The organism is Ruminococcus sp. RTP21198st1_G1_RTP21198_201120 (assembly GCF_040924265.1).
Lineage (GTDB): Bacteria > Bacillota > Clostridia > Oscillospirales > Ruminococcaceae > Hominimerdicola > Hominimerdicola aceti.
Genome location: NZ_JBCOMH010000022.1, coordinates 1 through 18,847 on the forward strand (window position 1 = coordinate 1; position 18,847 = coordinate 18,847).

Annotated in this window: 17 protein-coding genes; 1 reads left to right on the plus strand and 16 read right to left on the minus strand. The window is 44.9% G+C overall.

The genetic code is table 11. The annotated features are described in order from the left end of the window. Positions 1–92: 92 nt before the first annotated feature. From AB5627_RS12735 to AB5627_RS12805, 15 genes are all read right to left on the minus strand, one after another. The gene (locus AB5627_RS12735; RefSeq protein WP_022287051.1) at positions 93–1,529 is read right to left on the minus strand and encodes a hypothetical protein; all 1,437 of its coding nucleotides are present in this window, start codon (positions 1,527–1,529) and stop codon (positions 93–95) included. 469 nt (positions 1,530–1,998) lie between these two features. Then, the gene (locus AB5627_RS12740; RefSeq protein ID WP_117856529.1) at positions 1,999–2,880 is read right to left on the minus strand and encodes a peptidylprolyl isomerase; all 882 of its coding nucleotides are present in this window, start codon (positions 2,878–2,880) and stop codon (positions 1,999–2,001) included. Between the two features lie 11 nt (positions 2,881–2,891). Then, on the minus strand, positions 2,892–4,307 hold the full coding sequence (gene cysS / locus AB5627_RS12745) for a cysteine--tRNA ligase (protein ID WP_041337226.1): 1,416 nt from the start codon (positions 4,305–4,307) through the stop codon (positions 2,892–2,894). 25 nt (positions 4,308–4,332) lie between these two features. Further along, positions 4,333–5,049 (minus strand): serine O-acetyltransferase, encoded by a 717-nt coding sequence (gene cysE / locus AB5627_RS12750; protein WP_325206966.1) that lies wholly within the window; start codon positions 5,047–5,049, stop codon positions 4,333–4,335. 250 nt (positions 5,050–5,299) lie between these two features. Then, a complete protein-coding gene (pgsA, locus tag AB5627_RS12755; RefSeq protein WP_368369878.1) occupies positions 5,300–5,878 on the minus strand; it encodes a CDP-diacylglycerol--glycerol-3-phosphate 3-phosphatidyltransferase in 579 nt (192 codons plus the stop codon). Positions 5,879–5,894: 16 nt separating this feature from the next. After that, on the minus strand, positions 5,895–7,223 hold the full coding sequence (gene rimO, locus AB5627_RS12760; RefSeq protein WP_117856535.1) for a 30S ribosomal protein S12 methylthiotransferase RimO: 1,329 nt from the start codon (positions 7,221–7,223) through the stop codon (positions 5,895–5,897). 314 nt (positions 7,224–7,537) lie between these two features. Then, positions 7,538–8,386: a hypothetical protein gene (locus AB5627_RS12765; RefSeq protein ID WP_022287057.1), complete on the minus strand. Its 849-nt coding sequence runs from the start codon at positions 8,384–8,386 to the stop codon at positions 7,538–7,540. A gap of 11 nt (positions 8,387–8,397) precedes the next feature. Beyond that, entirely contained in the window at positions 8,398–9,018 is a 621-nt protein-coding gene (locus AB5627_RS12770) for a regulatory protein RecX (protein ID WP_022287058.1), read from the minus strand. A 3-nt stretch (positions 9,019–9,021) separates the two neighbouring features. Next, entirely contained in the window at positions 9,022–10,272 is a 1,251-nt protein-coding gene (recA, locus tag AB5627_RS12775) for a recombinase RecA (protein ID WP_022287059.1), read from the minus strand. 114 nt (positions 10,273–10,386) lie between these two features. After that, positions 10,387–11,208, minus strand: a complete 822-nt coding sequence (prmC, locus tag AB5627_RS12780; RefSeq protein ID WP_022287060.1) for a peptide chain release factor N(5)-glutamine methyltransferase — start codon at positions 11,206–11,208, stop codon at positions 10,387–10,389. Beyond that, positions 11,202–12,164 (minus strand): DUF1385 domain-containing protein, encoded by a 963-nt coding sequence (locus AB5627_RS12785; protein ID WP_022287061.1) that lies wholly within the window; start codon positions 12,162–12,164, stop codon positions 11,202–11,204. The genes prmC and AB5627_RS12785 overlap by 7 nt, the downstream gene beginning before the upstream one ends. Positions 12,165–12,193: 29 nt before the next feature. Further along, on the minus strand, positions 12,194–13,699 hold the full coding sequence (locus AB5627_RS12790) for a cell wall metabolism sensor histidine kinase WalK (protein ID WP_022287062.1): 1,506 nt from the start codon (positions 13,697–13,699) through the stop codon (positions 12,194–12,196). A 34-nt stretch (positions 13,700–13,733) separates the two neighbouring features. Continuing rightward, positions 13,734–14,438 carry a response regulator transcription factor gene (locus AB5627_RS12795; RefSeq protein WP_022287063.1) on the minus strand — a complete coding sequence of 235 codons (705 nt, stop codon included), beginning with the start codon at positions 14,436–14,438 and terminating at the stop codon, positions 13,734–13,736. Positions 14,439–14,459: 21 nt separating this feature from the next. Further along, on the minus strand, positions 14,460–15,794 hold the full coding sequence (locus AB5627_RS12800; RefSeq protein WP_022287064.1) for a hypothetical protein: 1,335 nt from the start codon (positions 15,792–15,794) through the stop codon (positions 14,460–14,462). Positions 15,795–15,919: 125 nt separating this feature from the next. After that, positions 15,920–17,266 carry a citrate/2-methylcitrate synthase gene (locus tag AB5627_RS12805; protein WP_265290926.1) on the minus strand — a complete coding sequence of 449 codons (1,347 nt, stop codon included), beginning with the start codon at positions 17,264–17,266 and terminating at the stop codon, positions 15,920–15,922. 212 nt (positions 17,267–17,478) lie between these two features. On the opposite strand from AB5627_RS12805, the gene spoIID reads away from it, so the two are divergent. After that, entirely contained in the window at positions 17,479–18,465 is a 987-nt protein-coding gene (gene spoIID, locus AB5627_RS12810) for a stage II sporulation protein D (protein WP_368369879.1), read from the plus strand. On the opposite strand, the gene AB5627_RS12815 is transcribed toward spoIID, so the two are convergent. Next, positions 18,440–18,769 carry a cupin domain-containing protein gene (locus AB5627_RS12815; RefSeq protein WP_046440810.1) on the minus strand — a complete coding sequence of 110 codons (330 nt, stop codon included), beginning with the start codon at positions 18,767–18,769 and terminating at the stop codon, positions 18,440–18,442. The two genes, spoIID and AB5627_RS12815, sit on opposite strands and share 26 nt — an antisense overlap. Positions 18,770–18,847 lie beyond the last annotated feature (78 nt).

The window sequence follows — 18,847 nt, forward strand, 5'->3', positions numbered from 1 at the left end:
TGTGATATATTAAAGCCCGTGGGCTTCCATATCGAGGAAATCCACGGGCTTTGTTGCGCTTTTTTTTACAGCGCCTTAAATTATGTCTGAAATTAAAGCTCAACTGGCTCGAATCTGATACGGATATTAGGAAGCTTCTTGATCTCTGTGTAGCTGTTCATAAGTCCGTCCTCAATAGACAGATCATTCTCACCGCTTGCAGGAGGAGCAAAAAGTCTGAGAGTCAGATCAGCCTCACCCTCCAGCGGCTTCTCAAAGAAAGCTGCCATAAGGTCGATCGTCTTTGCCTCAGGTGACTTATAGAACCACTTGCCGTTTATCTCCATCATGATGTTTGAATCATCATCAAATATAACCTCGCAGAAGTGTGGATTCTTTTCAAAGTGGAGAGGGATCTCAAGACCCTCAGCGTCCTCAGAACCGCCCCAACGAAGCGTGCATGGCAGTGTAACCTCATCGCCTCTTGTCATTGCAGGCTTGAAGAAATCATCGTGGATAATTTCCTTGTATGTCTTCATAACAGGCTGCTCGATACCGCAGTCAGCATAGTTAGGGTCCTGAATCTCAAGACCAAGACGTCCTCTGTCTCTGAACTGATAGAAAGTAAATCCTGAGAACCAGCTCTCGCCGTCAGCTTTGAGCATATCGCAGAATTCCTTTACCATTGCTGCCTGATCGTATGGACCTGTAACATCACCGTCAGCGTTGAACTCGCTCATTACCATTGGCTTTGTAACGCCGCCGTTTATCTCCTTGAATCTCTCAAAAGAACGCTTTGTCATATTGTATATGTCCTTGACCTTGCTTCTGCTGTGGCTTGTTCCGCCTCTTTCAGCAACGTCATAAGGCCAACCCCAGTGAAGAGCCATGTACTTGTCAACAGACCAGATGTCTGTCTCCTTGACAGCCTGTGAAAACTCTGCTTCCTTTTCGATCTCGTTCTTGTTAAGATCTTCAATGCCACCGATACAAAGAATAGTAGAAACGTTTGGTGCATATTCCTTAAGTATCTTATTGAAACGGCAGTAGAAATCAGCAACTTCCTGATAAGTACATCTCTTGTTGAATGAGAACCAGTTGCCTGTAGCTTCATGGTTTATTCTAAGAAGAAGTCTGCCGAAAGGTCTAAGGTCATTTGCGATAGCGATAAGCTGTTCGTCTGAAACGTGTGGGTCAACTGTGAGTGTGAGTGTAACGTCCTGTCCATGACGTCTTACATCTCTCATGAAGGTAAAAGGCTCGCCCTCTGTGTTGCCCTCAAGACCGCCCTTGTATGTGAAATAATCATCATATGGATAATCCCATGCAAAAGAAACATCTTCGTCTTTCATTACCTCAGAAATTCTTCCAGGGAACTCCTTATCCAGCGGATAGTAGCAGTACATAAGGCTTATGCTTCTGTGTGGTCTGCCCATTTTGTTGAGAATGTAATCCTGATTTACATACTCTCCACGCTCAGAGCCATCGCCCAAATCAACAGCACATTTTGCCTTACCCATATGCAATGAGTAGATCTTGTATTCGCTCATAAATTTTCCTCCTATTTTAAAGACAGGACTTTCCTGCCTATTCTGTTACTAAAAAAAAAATCGTTAATATCGTCCAACACCCTTGAAAGCTCAACCCTCGGCTCAAAGCACATAAAATTCAGGCACTGCCGGAATTTTTTCACACATGGACTTGGTTTTAAGTTTACCACAATAAGCTCATAAAGTCAAGAACTGTGGCTCGGCTAACGTTATTAATGTAATTTACAATATAAGCCGTCATGTCTAATATAATAAAATTTATGTTTCATATTCTTATATTAAGTATAAAATCTTCTGATTTTAAGCCTTAGTCCATACGAAAGCAATGTTAATATCTTCACGTTCTAAAGAGTAGTATAGCAGAGCTTAATACAAATTTATAGTGAAATAAACAAATAAATAATGAATTTTCAGTGAATATAAAAAGCGAACAGGCATCCACCCGTTCGCTTTAATTGATATGATTAATTTACATCTCCGAGCTTGTGTCTGCACTGTCGACCGCACTCTCAGAAACCTCAGAACTATCCGCACTGCCTGCAAAAGCATTGCTGTTTTTATTCTCTCCGTAGGTAGACATATACACCTTTGTGAATTGTATGTCCTCCCTAGGCTTCAGCGTCTCAGAGTCAGCCACATCAGTACCGCATATCTCGTCATAAATATCCAAGCCATCATATACCTGACCGAAAACAGTATACTGCTGAGAGAAATTCAGCACACCGCCATATTTCTCAAAAGCATCGGTGATATCCTCAGGGATATTGTTGCTGTCTGCAAGCTTGCTGTCAAGCTCCGCCTGCTCCTCCTCGGTAAGATCATAGTTATCAACAAAAAGAAGATAGCTGTTTGAAACCTTCTTCTTGCTGAACAAGTGACCTTGCTCCTGCGTGTATGCACAAAGCGCACCTTTTAAAGGCCACAGGTTTTTTGAATACTCCGCCTCGATAGTAGTAGTGTCAGTGTCAGAAGTTGTCTGACCGTCAGCCTGCTTTGTTCCGCCTATAAAATACACACCGTCCTGCACCATGCTCACATAAGTGCCGTCATAATAGCCCTTTTCCACAAGTCCAGTGAAAAACTTGCAATAGTTCGGTGCTTCATCAGGGAAAAGCACAGCCTTGAAAGTTCCCTTGTTTGTTTCAAAAACCACCACAGGGCTGTCATCGGCAGGTTCGTCCATCTGTATCACCTTTGCGTCAGTATAGTCTATATCGTTCTTGCTTCTGCCAGTGCAGGCGTAAAAGAGAACAAAGATTATAACAAAGCAAATTGCTATAAGTGAAAACTGAAAATACGTCTGAAACTGTTTTCTGCGGTATGGACCCAGATCCTGTTTATTTTTGCTCATTTAACGCTCCTTTACTTTTTCTTTATCTTTGTGCCCTGTCTTGTTTCCTCAACGATATAGCCAAGCTCGCCTATCTTATCTCTCAGCTCGTCAGCCTTAGCAAAGTCCTTTGCCTTTCTTGCAGCCTTACGCTCCTCAACAAGCACCTTGACCTCCTCAGGAATATCCTCTTCACCGTCAGCACTGAGCTTCTTTGCAGCTTCTATCAGACCAAGTGAAAGCACCTTGTCAAAATCCTCGATAAGGGCAAGCTTTGTTTCATTGTTAGTGTCAGCTTTAAGAACGTCATACAGAACAGTGATAGCATTTGAAGTGTTTATATCGTCATCAAGTGCCGCCTTGAAGCTACCCTTGAACTTCTCAAAATCCTCAAGCTCCACCACCTCGTCAGGCTTCTTGTCAGCCATAAGCTGTGCTATCCTTGCAGTGAGCTTGTTGTATGCTGTCTTTGCATTGTCAAGGTTTTCGTATGTGAAAACAAGTGACTTTCTGTAGTGTGACTGCAAGCAGAAAAATCTGTATACCAGTGGGTCATAGCCCTTTGACTCCAGCAGTGAAACAGTAAGGAACTCGCCCTTTGACTTTGACATCTTTCCGCTGTTTGTGTTAAGGTGCAGGATATGGAACCAGTAGTTGCACCACTTGTGACCAAGATAAGCCTCAGACTGTGCTATCTCGTTTGTGTGGTGTGGGAAAGCGTTGTCGATACCGCCGCAGTGAATGTCAAGTCTTTCGCCAAGATGCTTCATGGAGATACATGAACACTCGATATGCCAGCCAGGGTAGCCCACACCCCAAGGGGAATCCCACTTAAGCTCCTGATCGTCGAACTTAGACTTTGTGAACCACAGTACAAAGTCAGCCTTGTTGCGCTTGTTTGTGTCCTCCTCAACGCCCTCACGAACGCCGACCTCAAGATCTTCCTCATTAAAGTTGTGGAAAACATAATACTCCTTCAGCTTTGAAGTATCAAAATAGATGTTTCCACCTGCCTCATAAGCATAGCCCTTGTCCATAAGAGCAGATATCACCTTGATAAAATCACTAATACAGCCCGTTGCAGGCTCAACAACGTCAGGTCTTTTGATATTTAGCTTCTTGCAGTCCTCAAAGAAAGCGTCAGTGTAGAATTTTGCGATCTCCATAACAGTCTTATGCTCACGCTTTGCGCCCTTGAGCATTTTATCATCGCCTGTATCGCCGTCAGAAGTAAGATGACCAACGTCAGTGATGTTCATTACTCTCTTTACGTCATAACCGTCATAGCGGAGATACTTTTCCAAAACGTCCTCCATTATATAGCTTCTCAGATTGCCGATATGGGCATAGTGATAAACTGTAGGACCGCAGGTATACATTGACACCTTGCCCGGCTCGTTTGGTACAAATTTTTCGATCTTGTGAGTAAGCGTGTTATAAATGTTCATTTATCTTTACCTCTTTCCTTATATTTTACTGCTCTTTCTTTCCGATCTTTTCAAGCTCAGCCACTCTCTTTTCCAGCTTAGCTATCTGTATTCTTGTCTGGCAAAGCTCCTGAGCCACAGGGTCAGGGATATGCACCTGATCGAGGTCGCAGGTGCGCTTGCCGTTCTGCTTAACTATCCTTGCAGGCACGCCCACAGCCGTTGAGTTTGCAGGCACAGGCTCAAGAACTACCGCATTTGCGGCTATCTTTGCATTGTCCCCCACAGTGAATGGTCCAAGCACCTTTGCACCGCACCCTACCATAACATTGTTTCCAAGGGTCGGGTGTCTTTTACCGTGGTCTTTACCTGTTCCGCCAAGGGTACAGCCCTGATACAGCAGGCAGTAATCGCCTATCTCAGCGGTCTCACCTATAACAACACCCGAGCCGTGGTCGATAAGCAGACCCTTGCCTATCTTAGCACCTGGGTGTATCTCGATACCTGTCAACATTCTTGCAAACTGCGAAATACATCTTGCGATGACCTTGTGCTTGTGAACATAGAACCAGTGCGACACCCTGTAAAAAGCCACAGCGTGAAGCCCCGAATATGTGAGGATCTCCAGCGTACTAGTTGCCGCAGGATCTCTGTCCTTTATAGTCTGAATATCATGCTTTATATTTTCCAAAATCGTCATATCTATCTCTCCCTTTCTAAGAAAAAACCTCCGGAATGGCGTTTCACCACTCCGGAGGCAGATTATGATCTACGGTTCCACTCCGATTTCCTGCACAAAATTTTGTACAGCTCAATATCTTTAACGCAGACCCTACGGAGAGGAATACTAAGCTTTCGCCGTTGTTCGCTCCCTGCTGTCAGCCGCACTTCACTGAAAGTCCTTGAAGCCTTGCACCAAACGGCTCCTCTCTGAAAATTACCTTACAGCTACTCTTGCTGATACGCATTTACATATTAAGTTATCATATGCCGCAACACGTCGGCAGGCCACATTATTTGCCCGAATCTATATACTTCCAGTATCCCTTGAGATAAACTGCACCAGAAATGACTGTCAGCACAACAGCTATCCAAATGAGTATCTCGTTTACAAGGAATATCGGTGTACCCCAAGTGAAATCAGGGCTTCCTTTTTCCGCAGGATTAACGATCTGGAGTACCATTATAGCGATAAGAGCAACCATAGTGAAAGCAGTTTTGAGTTTACCCCATATTCCTGCAGCGACCACAACGCCCTCGCTTGCCACAACAAGTCTAAGACCCGTTACCATAAACTCTCTTGCAAGTATCAGTACCACCGCAACAGGGTCTATCCAACGTTCAAATGTGAAGCAGATAAGCGCTGTCATAACAAGAAGCTTGTCTGCAAGCGGGTCAAGAAACTTTCCGAATGTTGTAACAAGATTGTGCTTTCTTGCTATCTTACCGTCAAACCAGTCTGTGATAGACGAAGCTGCGAATACGATAAGTGCGAACACCATATGGTGCGGTATCTGGAAAAGCAGCACGAACAACAGAAAAAACGGTATCAATATTACTCTAAGCACTGTAAGTTTATTTGGCAGGTTCATATCAAATTCCTTTCATCTACATTTTTGAGCCGATAAGGTCATAATCCATAGTATCGTCAATTTTTACCTTGACATACTCGCCGACCCTAACTTTATCCTCGCTCAGGAAGAATATCTTTCCGTCTATCTCAGGTGCGTCCGCCTGACTTCTGCCGTAGTAGCACTCAGCATATCTGTCAAAGCCCTCGCAAACCACCTCGACTTCGCTGTCGAGAGCAGCCTCATTAAAGCTGTCGGAAATAATCATCTGTTCTTCCATTATTATCTCCGCTCTGCGCTCTCTGTCCTTTAAAGGCACCTGATCTTCAAACTTCTCCGCAGGCGTACCCTCCTCAGGCGAGTAAGCGAAACAGCCGAGCCTTTCAAAGCGAATTTCCTTTACAAACTCGCAAAGCTCTTCAAACTGCTCTTCCGTTTCACCTGGGAAACCTGTAATAAGAGTTGTCCTCAGCGTAACGTTCGGTATCTTTTCTCTTATCTTCTTTATAAGCGCCGTAAGGGTCTCTCTGTCCCCATGGCGGTTCATTCTTTTAAGTATGTTCCTGTTGCAGTGCTGTATAGGCATATCAAGATACTTTACAAGCTTGTCCTCTTTAGCGATAACGTCCAGCAATTCGTCCGTTATCCTCTCAGGATAGCAATAAAGCGTTCTTATCCACTTGAAACCGTCTATCTCACAAAGTGCCGTGAGCAATTCAGGGAGCATAGACTTGCCGTAGATATCCTCGCCATAGCGTGTTGTATCCTGCGCCACAACTACAAGCTCCGTAACGCCGTTCTCAGCCAGCCATCTGGCTTCCTTGACGATATCCTCCATGCGTCTGCTTCTGTATTTTCCTCTTATAGACGGGATAGCGCAGTAAGTGCAGTTGTTGCTGCAACCCTCGGCTATCTTTATATACGCATAGAAAGGCTCAGTAGAAATAATTCTTCCGCCTTCCATGGAAAGCTCAGTTTTTGCGCCATAAGAACAGACCGCCTGCTTATCCAGCAGTATCTCTCTTATGATATCGCAAATTTTTCCGTTAGAGCCTATTCCCACAACAGCGTCAAGCTCAGGAATCTCCTTTTTCATTTCGTCACGGTATCTTTCAGCAAGACAGCCCGTAGCTATTACCGCCTTTATCCTGCCCTCCTGCTTGAGAGTACAGAACTCAAGTATAGTGTCTATAGCCTCCTGTTTAGCCGACTCGATAAATCCACAGGTATTTATAATGACCACATCAGAAAGGGCTGCGTCAGAAACTATCTGAAAACCCTCTTTGCGCAGATCATAGAGCATATGCTCAGCGTCCACCTGATTTTTTGGACATCCGAGAGAAACCATTCCCACTCTAGTTGCCATGAAAAAATCTCCAATCCTACACCGCCAACGGACGGCATAAAGTATCACAATAATCTATCTTATTATCTCACTTTTACACAGTTTTGTCAAGCCCTTTTAGTCACTATTGTATGACAAAAATCAAAATATTTATGAAATTTCCACAAAGCCAAAAGCATACAGAAAGTAAGTCCGGCATGATCCCAAAAGAAAACCCCGAAAGTTGCAGCTTTCGGGGTTTTCGCTTTTCAGCGTGAAACGACTGAAAATTATATCCTTTGTGGTTACCTATATTATACACCACGCAATTTATTTTGTCAAGCACTTTTGCGCCGTCAGTTTTTCTTCTCGGGGTAAGTAACAGTTATCTCTGACCCTGCTTCCTGCGACCAAACAACATAATCAAGCTTTCCTTCATCAATAAAAACAGTGAAATATGTATCCTTAAGCTCATCAGGAAGCTGTTCCTTTATCTTTTCTACGAACTTATCCGTCTCTGTGGAAATGTAGTTCATGTACTCAAACTTGTAGCTCTTGTCTTTTGAAAGCTCCGTGACTGCCTTTTTTGCCGCCTCATATACCGCCTGAGCGTTAGCCTCAGCCTTTTCCGAGTTTTCGTCAGTGATTATGCCGTCTGCGTAAGCCTGCGCCTTAGAGCCTGCAAAGCAAACTTTCCAATCATTGTCCTTGTCAAGCACCATAAGAATATACTGCGATGACGTGACCTCTCCCTCAGAACTGTCATAAGCTATGGTCACATAAAGCTCCGCCGCCTTTGAATACTCCTCCGAGATGTTCACCTTGTCGATAAAGCCGCACTTATCCTTGTCAAAGCTATATCTTACTCCGCTTATCTGTTCGTCCTCACCGTATTCATTGTCGCCGCCCATGTTCTTTTTCATATATTCATAGTCAGCGGCATAATCGTCTGTCATAAGCTTTACCATTGATTGGTCAAACTCAGCGTTTGCGGCTTTAAGATACATTGCCGCAACGTCCTTTGCTTCTTCAAGCGGGTCAGCGGCTTCTTCGCTTTCCGTATCAGTTCCCTGCGTTGTCACAGCGTTCTCACTGCCCTGAACATTTTCCGCAGGCTGAGAGCTGTCTGTGCCGTCAAAGCTCAGCGAACAGCCTGTCATGACCGCCGCACTCAGTATAGCCGCCGCAAAAATGATCTTTTTCATTCTTTGCTCCTTTATTCGTCGCCGTACTCCTGTTTTATGTCAGCAAGCACCTCTTTTATTATGTCGTATGAATACCCCAAACGCACAAGGGCGTTTTTTACCTTTATGTCACCCTTTTCTCCGTCAAGATATCTGAGATACTTTCGCTCCACAAGCTCATACAGCCGCTCGTATGTACCCTCGCTGTATTCCTCCAGAGCTTCCTCTATTATAGGCTTAGTAAGCCCTTTCTGTCTCATCTGCTGATAAGCACGGTAATATCCGTATTTACGCACTTCCATATAAGTCCTCGCAAGCCCCTGAGCATACCGCCTGTCATTGACCGTCCCAAGCTCCAGCATCTTATCCATTACAGCGTCGCATATCTCCTCGCTGTAATTCTTCTCCAGCTTCTTGTAAAGCTCCACATAGGAATAGTCCCTGTAATCAAGGAGATACAAAGCCCTTTCCTTAGCCTTTCTGAACTCGTTGTCAAAAACTATCTTCTCCCAAGCAGACTGAGGCATATCAAGCCCTGCTCTCAGACCATAGGCAGACACTACCTCGTAGTTGAGAAAAGCCGTTTCGCCCTCCTCAAACTCTATCATATATGTGCTGCCCTTGTATTTTGAAACGCCCGTTATTTTAAGCATTTATCAGTCACCAAGCTCGCTTATGTCAACAGGAGCGAACTCCTCGAAGTCCTCCTCAGGCTTTGCCACAACAGACTTGTCGCTTGCCGCCTTGCGTATCTTCTTCTCAGGCTTGTCAGCAGCCATATCCTCATTTGCACTCTGAGCCGCCGCACCTGCGTTAGCCTTTTCTTCAAGCTTCTTGGCCTTTTTATCTTTCTGCGCCGCAAGCACAAGCTCCGCCTGATGTTCCTTTATCTTGGCTTCTATCTCGCCCATGATGTCAGGATTGTTCAGCAGGAACTCCTTAGCGTTGTCACGTCCCTGACCAAGCTTCATATCGTTGTAGCTGAACCAAGCTCCGCCCTTCTTAACGATATCAAGATCGACCGCCATGTCAAGCACCTCGCCCACACGGGAGATACCCTTGCCGTACATGATATCAAACTCGCACTCCTTGAACGGCGGTGCTACCTTGTTCTTTACAACCTTGCACTTTGTTCTGTTACCAATGACCTCAGAGCCGTTCTTTATCTGCTCTCCACGTCTGACCTCTATTCTTACAGAAGCGTAGAACTTCAAAGCACGTCCACCTGGAGTAGTTTCAGGGTTTCCGTACATAACACCTATCTTCTCACGGACCTGATTGATAAATATAGCCGTTGTATTTGACTTTGCAATAACAGATGTGAGCTTTCTCATAGCCTGAGACATAAGTCTTGCAAGCTGACCAACGTGAGTGTCGCCCATTTCGCCGTCTATCTCAGATTTTGTTACCATAGCCGCAACAGAGTCGATAACGATACAGTCGATAGCACCGGAACGAGCCAGAGCCTCGGCTATCTCCAAAGCCTGCTCACCGCTGTCAGGCTGAGAAACAAGCATATTGTCGATATCAACGCCCAGCTGACCTGCATAAACAGGGTCAAGAGCATGCTCAACGTCGATAAAAGCTACCTCGCCGCCCATTTTCTGCGTTTCTGCGATAACATGAAGTGCGACCGTTGTCTTACCTGATGACTCAGGGCCGTATATCTCAATAATTCTTCCTCTCGGCACTCCTCCAATACCAAGCGCCATATCAAGGGTCATTGAGCCTGTCGGTATAGCCTCGATATCCATAGCCTTAGCCTCGCCAAGCTTCATGATCGCACCCTTGCCGAACTGCTTTTCAATATATGCTATCGCTGTGTCAAGAGCCTTTTTCTTTTCCTCTGCGTCAGTTATTTTTACTACCGTCTTAACGGCTTCTTTTTTCTTCTTGTCTATCGCCATTTTATATGACCTCCCTATCTTATCGGTGTTTTATCCGTATCTATATCATATCACACTAACTGTCCGTTTGTCTGTACAGTAACCGTAATTTATCTATCTGTACAAATTTTCGTACTATTTCTCATAAATGCCCGAAACACAGCGGTAAACACCGCACAAGTCTTTCCTGCATCTCACGTTCTTAAAGCCGTGCTGAATCATGAGCCTCATGACCTCGTCCTCCTGACCGATACCGATCTCAAAGAGCATAACGCCGCCGCTTTTAAGTTTTTTCTTCCACTTGCGAACTATCTCACGATAAAAGTCCAAGCCGTCCTCACCGCCGAAAAGAGCTTCCGCAGGCTCAAAAGTGACCTCACGCTGTAAAGCGTCCATGTCATCTGTTGTGAGATAAGGGGGATTGCACACTATAAGGTCAGCCTCAGGCATATCCTCCACAAGCTTTTCGTCTGTAACGTCGCCCATGACTATCTCAGCCCCAGAGCCGTTCAGACTTATATTATCGCGAAGATACTCTGCCGCCTTTTCAGACTTCTCCACACACACTGCCCGACCGCAGTCAAGCTTCCTTTCAAGGGTGATACCAATGCACCCCGAGCCTGAACAAAGGTCTATAACAGTGATATCCTTCTTGCCTGCAAACATCTTCAAAGCCGTGTCAACAATAGTTTCCGTGTCCTGACGTGGTATCAGTACGCCCTCGCCCACCTTGAAAGGCAGACCGTAAAACTCCCACTGCCCAAGGAGATACTGCAAAGGATAGCCCTCACAGCGACGTGTGACAATGTCGCTTATACGCTTTTCCTGCTCAGGAGTGATATTCTCCCCCTCAGCCACATCTTCAAACACCCATGTGACCTCGCAAGCAGCGTTCTCACCAAGACCGCTCTCCTCAAGCAGTCCCACGCATTTATCAAACAGTTCTTTCCTTACCATTTGTCATCTTCCTTATTTTCAGGTATACAAGCTTTCAGTGCCGCTATAGCACATTCTATCTGACTTTCATCAGGCTCGCTTGTAGTTATCCTCTGTATCCACAGACCCGGTGCAGAGATTATCTTAGTGAAAATATTGTCATATTTTCCCGCAAGCCTTATAAGCTCATAAGCAATACCAGTAACGATAGGCAGAAGCGCTATCTTTATAACAACTCTCAGAAAAATGTTTGCCCACGATACTCTGAATATTGTGTTTACAAAAATGCTTATGAACAGCACAAGGAAAATAAAGCTCGTTCCGCATCGAGGGTGAAAACGTGTGTATTTCTTCACATTCTCAACCGTCAGCTCTTCTTCATGCTCATAGCAAGCGATAGTCTTGTGTTCAGCACCGTGATATTCATACGTCCGCCTTATATCCTTAGTAAGAGCAGTCAAAGCCGTGTAGCCTATGAATATAGCTATCTTCAAAATACCCTCAATAAGATTCTTTCCAAAAGCCGACAGGTCAATGAACTTGCTTATGAATTTAGACACCAGCGACGGCAGATACATAAACAGCAATATCGCCAGACCCACACCCAGCACCATAGATATCGCCGTGATGATAGGGCCGAGCTTGTCCCCCAGCTTATCGTCCAGCCACTGTTCAAACTTGGTCTGCTCCTCCTCATCTTCCTCCGTCATCTGCTTCTCAGCCGACCTTGTAAGGCACTTGTAGCCGTCTATAAGAGAAGTAAGGAAGCTGAAAATACCCCTCACAAAAGGCGTTTTTCTGTACCAAGGCGTATCTTTTCCGCCTTTTATCGCCCACTCCTCCAGGTCTATGGTGCCGTCAGGCAGGCGGCAAGCCATAGCCGCCTTGTGGATGCCACGCATCATAACGCCCTCGATAACAGCCTGTCCACCGATCTTTGACTTGAATTTTTCCTTGCTTTGTGCTTTACTGCTCATTTTCTTTCCTTTCAAGGCGGTGTGTGCGTCTACTGCACGTTGTCGTTGTTTTCGATAGGCTCAGAAGAAATAAGCTCCACGTCTACAGTTGCCTGATTGTCAGGCTTTTTCTTCTGCTCGATACAAGGGAGCGTTATCATCACTGTTGTACCTACTCCCTGCTCACTGTTTATCTCCAGCGTACCGCCATGCCGCTGAATGATCTCGTCTGCCACCGCAAGACCTATTCCCGAACCACGTCTTGTGTGGTTTGCCTTAAAGAATTTCGTCTTGACCTTTGGCAGGTCATCCTTTGATATTCCCATACCCGTGTCGGAAATGGAAATACATACCTCATTGTCCTCCTCATAAGCCTCCACCGATACAGTGTCGCCCTTGTTGGAGTATTTGATAGCATTGTCCACAATATTTATGAATACCTGACGAAGCCTGTTCTTGTCGCCGTAAACAAACGGCAGCATTTTCGGCTCGTAGTAATTGAGTGTTATACCAAGCGCCTTGGCCCTTTCCTGATAGATAAGCACAGTTTCCCCAAGCTCCGCAAGAATATCTATAGTATCCATAATAAGCGTGAGTCTGTTGTCCTGTATCCTCGAAAAGTCAAGAAGCTCCTCAACCATTTGCGAAAGCCTCTCCGTCTCACTTGTGATGACCCTCATACCCTTCTTGAAGGTTTCCTTGTCCTCATACATACTGGTAACAGTTTCCGTCCAGCCCCTTATAGCGGTAAGCGGAGTTCTCAGCTCATGAGATACAGAAGATATGAACTCGTTCTTCATCTGTTCTGTATTAGAAAGCTCCTGCGCCATGTAGTTGATAGAGTCGCAAAGCTCGCCAAGCTCGTCATTTCGTTTCTTTTCAAGACGTTCGCTGAAATCTCCCGTAGCATACCGCCTTGTTATGCTGTTTATGCTTCTTATAGGCAAAACAATAGATTTGATAAAAAACATTCCCGAGAAAAACATGAGCATTATGACAGCCACAACGATAGCCGTGATTATCATAGACATAATAAAGATCTGATGGTCGATATTTTTCATGGAAGACAACATTCTCAGTGCCTCATATTCGCTTCCCTTCGGAGATATGACCGACGTTATCGCCATGACCTTTTCCCCTGTTGACAGCTCATATATCTGTGTGCCTATTCCAGTGTCGGACTTCTTTGCGTCCTCATAATCGGTCATGTTGTCATTCTCCGAGGGAGAGAAGCCTGATGATGTAACATCGACCTCACCGTCGGTCTTGATAGCCATAAGCTCTATCTTGTCTTTCTCGTCATAGCTTTCCACAAGAGAGCGTATCTGAGAATTATAGTTAGTCTGCTCGTCACCTGAAGCGTTCACTACCGCCGTGGTGACTATCTTCATTTTAGATGTAAGATACTGCCTTGTGGAGCTGTAGTAATAATTCCTCACCACCACGATAAGCAGTATTTCAAGCACCACAAGTATTCCCACGACCACCCCGAGATTGTTCCTCAGCCAGTGCTGTGTGATACTGAGTCTGCCGCTTTTTCTTTTTTTTCCGCTCAACTGATAAAAACTCCGTTCATCATGTTTTCACAGCTCAGTTAGAGCCGCCTGCCCACTTGTAGCCAAAGCCCCATATAGTAAGGATATACTTAGGATTAGAAGGCTCGTCCTCTATCTTCATTCTTATTCTTCTGATATTCACGTCCACTATCTTATCGTCACCGTAATAGCTCTCGCCCCATATGTGATTGAGTATACTTGAACGGTCAAGTGCAGTATTCTGATTTTTGAAGAAATACTCCATTATCTGATACTCCACCTGTGTAAGGTCTATCTGCTCACCGTTCTTGAAAACAGTTCTGCTCTTAAGATTAAGCGTAAATGGACCTGAAACTATCTGTGAAGCCTCCTCAGGCTTAGAGCCTGAGCGGTTTACACGCCTGCAAACAGCGTCAACTCTTGCAATAAGCTCAGAAATAGAGAACGGCTTTGTGATATAATCGTCAGCACCGCTCATAAGGCATGATATCTTATCCATTTCCTGTGATTTTGCCGAAAGCATGATAATGCCGATAGTGTTGCTTTTCTCTCTTATCTTCTTGCACACCTGCATTCCGTCGATGCCGGGCATCATAATATCAAGCAGAGCAACGTCAAAACCGCCGTCCTTTTCGTCATAGGCTTTGAGAGCGTCCTCACCGCAGTTTACGTCAACTACCTCGTAACCGCTTCTTACAAGGTTTATGACCACAAATTCTCTGATTGAATCTTCGTCCTCGCAAACCAAAACTCTTTTCATTACATTTACTCCTCTCCAAGATCAGTTTATTATGTAAAAATTATTCTGAATTTCGTCAATAGTCGGTATGAGCTTTTCACGCCTGTCAAGAGGAAGCTTCACAAAATAGTCAAGCTGACCCTTGCTGTCGATAAGCTCATATCCGTCAGAGATATAATCCTCCGAATCATTCTTTGAAGACACAGCGATACGCATTATCTCCTCGTTGCTTTCGTTTATATCTCCCGTGTATTTATAGAAAACAAGCTCGTTTGTGTCGCTGTCCTTTTTCACAGTAACAGAACTGTTCCAGCGTTTTGGGAATGTTACAAAATATCCGTCAGATATGGCATAATAGCCTGTGTATTTTGTTTTCAGATCATAAAAATCCTCGTAAACGCTCCATGTAGTCATATAGAGCATTTCGTCTGCCACAGCGTTTTCATAACCCACCATAGGCGAAGTTGACGGTATCTCCACATCACCGTCGCCGTCCATGTCCTCACTGTAGTAGCCCGCTGGTCTTGTGCATAAAGGCAGCAGCTTTTCGCTTCTAAGCTGCATAGGATTTTGAAGTCCCGAATATCTGTAGTATATTATCTCCGTCTGCAATTTTCCGTCAGCAGTCAGTCCGTCAATAAAAATAGCACGCCTGCCGCTGTCAAGCATTCCCGTCTTTGATGACACATAAGAAGTCACATTATCGCACATATCAACGTTCTCGCCACGGGTTATCTCATTGTTTTTCATGTTGAGCATAGAAGCCTTTGCCGTCACCGCACCTGTATCATTATTGGTGCTTCTCTGAATGGTGATAAGCTCTATATAACCATCATTGTTTATATCCAAAGGCTCCAGCACCGAATAAGTATCAAGTGCCACACGCTTGAAATCTCCGTCGGTATAGCTGTATATCTCCATAGTCTTTTCATCATTAGTAAGATTTTGATATCCCACAAAAACGTCCGTCTGGTTATTGCTTCCCATAGGCGAGATAATGACCTGATCTATGTCCGTGCCTGCGCCTGCAAGCTCTTTCACAGAATACCACTTGCCGTCCTCGTCCTTGTCGAGAATGTTCACCCTCAAGCCGTCCTCCTCAGATCCGTTTGAAGTGTACTCATAGAAGACCATAGCCTCGTCCGTAGGCTCATCGTCGATATTTGCGATAACATAAGCCGAGCGATATTCACCGTTTTTAGGATATTTCAGAGTTATATTGCTGCCCACGCTCTCGATAAGCGCCTGATGTATCTCGCTTTGCTCAGAGGTAAGCTTCGGGGCGTTTATAAGTCCCTCAACAGAAAAATTCAGTGCCGAACAGCCTGTCATAGTAAGACAAGAAAGACAAACAGCAGCCAATTTAAGATTTTTCAAACGATCCCTCCTGATACACCAAACAAAAAAATAGAACCGGGCATATACCCGATTCTATTATATCATATACACAAAAATATTTCAAGCCTTTTCCGTCCATTAGGAACAGGTAAAAATTATTTTGCTTATCTTTCGTCCAATGGGATATACTTCTTCTCACCTGAGATAGCCTTGTATGCAGGACGAATTATCCTCTTGCCTGTTACAAGCTCTTCAAATCTGTGTGCGCACCAGCCTGCCATTCTTGAAACAGCGAACATAGGTGTGTAAAGATCCTCAGGAATACCCAGCATGCTGTAAACAAAGCCCGAGTACATATCAACGTTAGCGCACATCGCCTTGTCACTGCCCTTGATCTTCTTGAACAGCTCAGGAGTAAGTCTTTCCACCGCTTCAAGAAGCTTGTATTCTCTCTCAAACTCAGTGTTCTCAGCCATTTTCTTGGCATTCTCTCTGAGTATGACAGCTCTAGGGTCAGACAATGTGTAAACAGCGTGACCCATGCCATAAACAAGACCTGTGTGGTCAAAAGCTTCCTTGTTGAGTATCTTTGTGAGAAAATCAGCGATCTCGCCCTCGTCCTCCCAGTTCTGAACGTTGTCCTTTATGCACTGGTGCATTGCCGCCACCTTAAGGTTAGCGCCACCATGACGTGGACCTTTCAGCGAACCGATAGCCGCAGAGTATGCAGAATAAGGATCCGTTCCGGAAGATGTAAGCACACGGCAGGCAAAAGTCGAGTTATTTCCTCCGCCATGCTCAGCGTGGAGCATAAGTAACAGATCAAGTATCTTAGCCTCTTCCTCAGTGAACTGTCTGTCCGGACGCAGTGCCGACAGTATCATCTCCGCAGTAGAATGTGTAGGTATCAGAGGGTGCATGAACAAGCTTTCGCCGTCATAGCAACGCTTCTTTACCTGATAAGCCGAAACCATGATGTTAGGCAATTTAGAGATTATAGAGATAGCCGTAGCCATTTCATACTCAGGCGAGCGATTCTCAGGGTTATCGTCATAAGAGTAAAGAGCCAGAATTGCTCTCGCCATTTTATTCATGATGTTCTTTGACGGAGCTTTAAGTATCATGTCCTCAAAGAAGTTGTTAGGGAGCGATCTGTTTTCAGCCATCATTCCCTTGAACGCAGTAAGCTCCTCCCTGTTAGGCAGATCGCCCATAAGCAGAAGATAAACTATCTCCTCATAACCAAAACGGTCCTCCTTCTGAGCGTTGGACACCAGATCATTTATGTTGTATCCTCGGTATATCAACTGACCTTGAATAGGAGATTTTTCACCCTCGTTCACCACATATCCGTGTACGTTACAGATATTAGTTAGACCTGCCATAACGCCAGTGCCGTCAGAGTTTCTCAATCCTCTCTTTACCACATATCTGTCATAGAGTTTTGGGTCGATAGTGTTGTTTGCTATAAACTGTTCGCATAAAAGCGACCTTGCTGCATTATTTATCATTGAATAGATCATCTCGCTTTCAAGTATATTATAAATATAAATTATATTATACACCTTTTTCAGACTTTTGTCAAGTATTAAGATAACTTGTCGAATTAAAACCGCATATCTCCGCCATTTAAAAATTTGCAGTACAAAAATTTGCCCTGTATGAATATTTGCTCCACTGCATGAATATAATATAGTACCCCAAAAAAGAAAGGACAAACCATATGAAAGACCTGATACAGATAATGGCAGTATTTGCTGTTATCCTTACAATAATACCGACCATAGTATTTCTTCGTCCCAACGAGTCAGCATCGAAGCCTGCATTTTCAGAAAAAGAAAAAATAGCCGTATATTTCACCGAAAGCGGCAAGACCGAAGACTTCACCCTTGAAGAATATATGATAGGCTCAGTGCTTGCACAAATGCCTGCGGACTTTGACGAAGAAGCGCTGAAAGCGCAAGCCGTCCTCGCCCATACCTACATATGCCGCAGACAGCTCTCCGAAGCCCAGTCGCCTACTCCTGCCTTAAAAGGCGCACTCATCAGCGATGACAGCAACCTCTACCAGAGCTTTTTCACCCTGAAAGCCGCCAAAGAATATTACGGCAGCAACTATGAAAAAGCCTACAAAAAAGTGAAGTCTGCCGTCAACGCCGTCAAGGACGATATCCTCACCTATGACGGCGAGCCGATAATCGTCGCCTTTCACGCTGCCTCAAGCGGTCATACCCAATCCGCCAAAAATGCATGGGGCGAGGATATCCCATATCTTCTGTCAGTAGACAGCTCCGCTGACAAAGACCTTGTCACCACAGAATGTACCCAGACACTCACCGCCAAGGAATTTCAAGACAAGCTTCTTGACCGCTTCCCCGATATTGATTTCACTCCCCTCGCCAATGCTGATAGTTGGCTCAAAACAAAAACAGACGGCATAGGCTATGTAACGAACCTGACCGTCTGTGGCTATGATATCCAACCCAACACATTCTGCGATATCCTAGATATCTCCTCGCCATGTTTCGAGTTCACCTTTGCCAATACAAAATTCACTTTCACCTCTCACGGCTTCGGACATCTCGTAGGAATGAGCCAGTACGGTGCAAATGCCATGGCAGAAAAAGGCTCAGACTACAAAGCCATTTTGACCCACTATTTCACAGATACAAAGCTGCAAAAATCTACTGAGCTGGCACAACTGCAATAAACACAAGGTCGCTGTCGCCGTCATTGATAAAGCTATGCTCATGACCGTCGGGGCAGTAATGGAAATCTCCTGCCGACAGTCTTTCCTCACCGCCGTCATAAAGCATTTTGCCGCTGCCCTCAAGAACATATATCATCTCGCAGTTGCCCTCATGTCTGTGCAGACCGATAGAAGCCCCCGGCACAAGCCTGCCTTTCATCATCTTGTTCTTGCCGTCAGAAAAAGCCCTGCTTGCAAAGCTTTTCTCGCCGCCCTTGAAATTCGGTGCAAGGCTCTCTTTAATATCATCAAAAACTATACGCATAAAAACACCTCCGCAGTTTATAGATCAATTATACCACTACCTCGATAAAAAAGCAACAAAAAAAGACCCGTCCCGAAA

Coding starts and splice junctions, on each gene's coding strand:
- AB5627_RS12735 (WP_022287051.1), bottom strand. CDS start 1,529: ATGAGCGAATACAAGATCTACTCATTGCATATGGGTAAGGCAAAATGT.
- AB5627_RS12740 (WP_117856529.1), bottom strand. CDS start 2,880: ATGAGCAAAAATAAACAGGATCTGGGTCCATACCGCAGAAAACAGTTT.
- cysS (WP_041337226.1), bottom strand. CDS start 4,307: ATGAACATTTATAACACGCTTACTCACAAGATCGAAAAATTTGTACCA.
- pgsA (WP_368369878.1), bottom strand. CDS start 5,878: ATGAACCTGCCAAATAAACTTACAGTGCTTAGAGTAATATTGATACCG.
- rimO (WP_117856535.1), bottom strand. CDS start 7,223: ATGGCAACTAGAGTGGGAATGGTTTCTCTCGGATGTCCAAAAAATCAG.
- AB5627_RS12765 (WP_022287057.1), bottom strand. CDS start 8,386: ATGAAAAAGATCATTTTTGCGGCGGCTATACTGAGTGCGGCGGTCATG.
- AB5627_RS12770 (WP_022287058.1), bottom strand. CDS start 9,018: ATGCTTAAAATAACGGGCGTTTCAAAATACAAGGGCAGCACATATATG.
- recA (WP_022287059.1), bottom strand. CDS start 10,272: ATGGCGATAGACAAGAAGAAAAAAGAAGCCGTTAAGACGGTAGTAAAA.
- prmC (WP_022287060.1), bottom strand. CDS start 11,208: ATGGTAAGGAAAGAACTGTTTGATAAATGCGTGGGACTGCTTGAGGAG.
- AB5627_RS12785 (WP_022287061.1), bottom strand. CDS start 12,164: ATGAGCAGTAAAGCACAAAGCAAGGAAAAATTCAAGTCAAAGATCGGT.
- AB5627_RS12795 (WP_022287063.1), bottom strand. CDS start 14,438: ATGAAAAGAGTTTTGGTTTGCGAGGACGAAGATTCAATCAGAGAATTT.
- AB5627_RS12805 (WP_265290926.1), bottom strand. CDS start 17,266: ATGATAAATAATGCAGCAAGGTCGCTTTTATGCGAACAGTTTATAGCA.
- spoIID (WP_368369879.1), top strand. CDS start 17,479: ATGAAAGACCTGATACAGATAATGGCAGTATTTGCTGTTATCCTTACA.
- AB5627_RS12815 (WP_046440810.1), bottom strand. CDS start 18,769: ATGCGTATAGTTTTTGATGATATTAAAGAGAGCCTTGCACCGAATTTC.